5 protein-coding genes are annotated in these 2,802 nt (G+C 53.6%); 2 read left to right on the top strand and 3 right to left on the bottom strand.

The genetic code is table 11. The annotated features are described in order from the left end of the window. Window positions 1-226 precede the first annotated feature (226 nt). Entirely contained in the window at window positions 227-988 is a 762-nt protein-coding gene (locus QMD53_07030) for a 4Fe-4S dicluster domain-containing protein (GenBank protein MDI6800389.1), read from the top strand. Between the two features lie 208 nt (window positions 989-1,196). Then, window positions 1,197-1,397, top strand: coding sequence for a hypothetical protein (locus QMD53_07025; GenBank protein ID MDI6800388.1), 201 nt, complete (start codon window positions 1,197-1,199; stop codon window positions 1,395-1,397). Window positions 1,398-1,406: 9 nt separating this feature from the next. Here QMD53_07025 and QMD53_07020 read toward each other — a convergent pair whose 3' ends face one another. The 3 genes from QMD53_07020 to QMD53_07010 all read right to left on the bottom strand — a co-directional run. Next, window positions 1,407-1,583 (bottom strand): hypothetical protein, encoded by a 177-nt coding sequence (locus QMD53_07020; protein ID MDI6800387.1) that lies wholly within the window; start codon window positions 1,581-1,583, stop codon window positions 1,407-1,409. Window positions 1,584-2,007: 424 nt separating this feature from the next. Then, the gene (locus QMD53_07015; protein MDI6800386.1) at window positions 2,008-2,388 is read right to left on the bottom strand and encodes a hypothetical protein; all 381 of its coding nucleotides are present in this window, start codon (window positions 2,386-2,388) and stop codon (window positions 2,008-2,010) included. Between the two features lie 119 nt (window positions 2,389-2,507). After that, window positions 2,508-2,802: HD domain-containing phosphohydrolase (locus tag QMD53_07010; protein MDI6800385.1), on the bottom strand; the 295-nt coding region annotated here is incomplete at its 5' end.

The following is a 2,802-nucleotide window of genomic DNA, read 5'->3' as shown; positions in this document are numbered from 1 at the left end:
TTGTCAAAGAGCTATAGGTGTTATATCCTTTTTACAGAAGTTTAAGGGCACGGCCAGGACATTTTAACATTGCTGAAAGCGGACATTATCATTTTGCTGTAACAGGCGTTTAAAAAGCTCTCGCCAATATCTCATAAATCTTCTTTAGACTTGATCCAAATCAAGGAATCGATCCAAAAAACTCCTTATTATGGGCGAAGACCATAAACTTAAAGGAGTGATTTTCATGGCAAAGAGACCGATAATCAAGATAGATAAAGATAAGTGCACCGGCTGCGGGGCCTGCTTGAATGCCTGCGCCGAAGGAGCACTTGCCCTAGATGATGAGAACAAGGCCTATCTTGTCAAAGAGATCTATTGCGATGGCCTTGGGGCTTGCTTGGACGTCTGCGAGGCCGGCGCGCTCAAAGTGGTCGAAGAGGAGGCGCCTGAGTACGACGCCAAAGCCTCGTATGAGCACGTCAAAGATATCAGAGGTGAAGATGCCGCCCGCCTGGTCCATGGCTTCGAAGAAGAGATTCAGAAGGAGAAGATGGCTTGCGGCTGTCCGGGAAGTCACGCAAGGGCGATAGAGCGGCCGGCCCAGAAGGAGGGGGGCGCCGCCCCATCACTTAGAGCTCAATCCGAGCTCAGCCAGTGGCCGATCCAGCTCCACCTTATCTCACCGAGCGCCCCCTACTTCAACGAGAGCGATCTTCTGATCGCCGCCGATTGCAGCGCCTTTTCACTCGGCTCCTTCCACTCAGATCTTTTGAGGGGCAAAAAACTCGTTATCGCTTGTCCTAAACTGGACGAGACGAGCGGCTACGTTGCCAAGCTTAGCGAACTTATCAAAAGTAACACCATATACTCGCTTACGGTGGCCACCATGACGGTCCCCTGCTGCTCGAGTTTAAACCGGATGGCCCTGGAGGCCATCAAGGCTTCCGGCAAGGAGATAGCCGTAAAGAAAGTGGTCATAGGATTAGATGGTGAAATAACCGGTTAATCGAGCTTAAAAGGGAAAAGGGCCCCGCTTGCGGTCAGTGCTTTGGAGCGGGGCCCTTTCTTTTAATCCGTCGGGTAGCCTTATGGCATGGGCGGGGCTGATACCAGCCAAAAGTTGGTGGTCGAAAACGCAAACTGATCCTCAATCTCTCCAATGAAGCGGTCGATGATAAGTTAAAGAGCCTTGTGGGCCAGCCAAGGAGGATTATTTGCAAGAGTCATTTTTCTGGAATCTCTACGCCATCGAGGTGACCAGCAAGACCACTGCAACCAGCCCAACGGTGCCAACCTTACCGACCTTGCCAACCACCCCGGTCATACCGACTACGGGAGTCGGTATCGCTCCGGTCAGGCTTGCCGGGAGCAACCGCTACGCTACGGCCGCCGCTCATGCGCACACCGTTCGGTGACACCAGAGACTATGCGCCCTGACGACTGTCGCCCGCGCTGCGAATCCAGTGAACGAAGCACCACACTCCGAGTCCGGCTGCCGCCCCAAGCAGCGCACTGCCGGCTCCGATGGCCAGCCACATCAGCCAGTCAGGAGCTGCTCCGCCGGTGAGGAAGAGGCCATGGCGAGACTCAAGCAGATCCACGAGTCGGATCATCCACCACATCGGCAACAGCCACACGACCCTACGCGCGAATGGTCCCAGCAGGTCGAAGAAGTCGTGCCATGCGATTGCGGGCAACATGCTCAGCAGGCCCCACATCGCACCGATCACTGCCCATCGGCGGAGTCGGACGCTCCGAGAACGCCTCACCTCGTGAACACTTGCGCGCGCCGGGGCCGAGACCTCCGGCTCATGCCTTTCGCTCCCGCTCGCGTCGCCGCTCAAAGGCGCGTCCATCACGCTGCTACCTCCGGTCCACGAACACCGGTTTGCACCAGACGTGCGAGTAGTCCGTGTCGTTGGTCTTGTCACGGATGCTGATCTCGGTGCACTTGCGTCCCACTACCGGCTTCTGGGTCATGCTGAAGGTGAGCGTCGTCGAGTAGGCGACCTAAGTCCTTTTGTCCTACTCCAATTCCCCGGCCTTTTTGACCATGGTAAGTATCAGTTCTTTCGCGTCATCGCTCAAGTTTAAGGTGCCCAAAGCTATCTCCCTGACCAATGGGTCAGCCAGGATCTTATCTATCCTATTATCCACCTTGTAATCTCTCTTGGCTCCTTCACCCCCAATGATGCAGGAGGGGGCAACATCGAAGAACTTGGCCAATGCCTCTATCTTCTCGCGGCTGGGGTTATCCTTCTTGCCCTTTCTTAAGTTCCAGACATAGCTCGCTGAGACCATGCCTCCAGTTCCCCTGGTCACCTCCTCGTACTTATACTCATCCCCGTCCGGGCTGAGCTTGGTTGCAAACAGGAAGTTGATCTTCTCGGTTATATTGCTCTTCATCGTGGCGCCTCCATTTCAAAAAGGGTCAGCCCTTGGGTTTCATATCCGCTTATGAAGGACGGGTCTTCGACCATGTTTTGCTAAAGGATATAACACTTTATAACTTGTTAAATATGACATTAAACCTCTTTTCCCTCTTTTTCAAGTAAATTTATGAAAATATCGACTATTTTAGGGTCGAATTCCTGACCGGCCCCATCCTTAAGGCCTTCCATGATCTCATGGGGACTCTTACCCGAAACGGTCTCCTCAAGGTAGTGGGAGACGACCTTGATCATCCTGGCCCCGATTGGAAGCTCCTCTTTTTTAAGGCCGTCCCTTGCTCCCTGGCCGTCATAGCGCCCCCGTCTATATTTGAGTTGTTTGTGGATCTCTTGATAGAATTCGATCTCCTCCATGAAGGCGAGCGAGAGA

This window comes from Actinomycetota bacterium (assembly GCA_030017835.1).
Classification (GTDB): domain Bacteria; phylum Actinomycetota; class Aquicultoria; order UBA3085; family Oleimmundimicrobiaceae; genus Yes70-04.
The sequence above is the reverse complement of the archived record's forward strand: the minus strand, read 5'-3'. Positions and strand labels throughout refer to the sequence as shown.

Excerpts from the sequence above, each read along its gene's own strand:
- QMD53_07030 (MDI6800389.1), top strand. The coding sequence starts at position 227 with ATGGCAAAGAGACCGATAATCAAGATAGATAAAGATAAGTGCACCGGC.
- QMD53_07015 (MDI6800386.1), bottom strand. The coding sequence starts at position 2,388 with ATGAAGAGCAATATAACCGAGAAGATCAACTTCCTGTTTGCAACCAAG.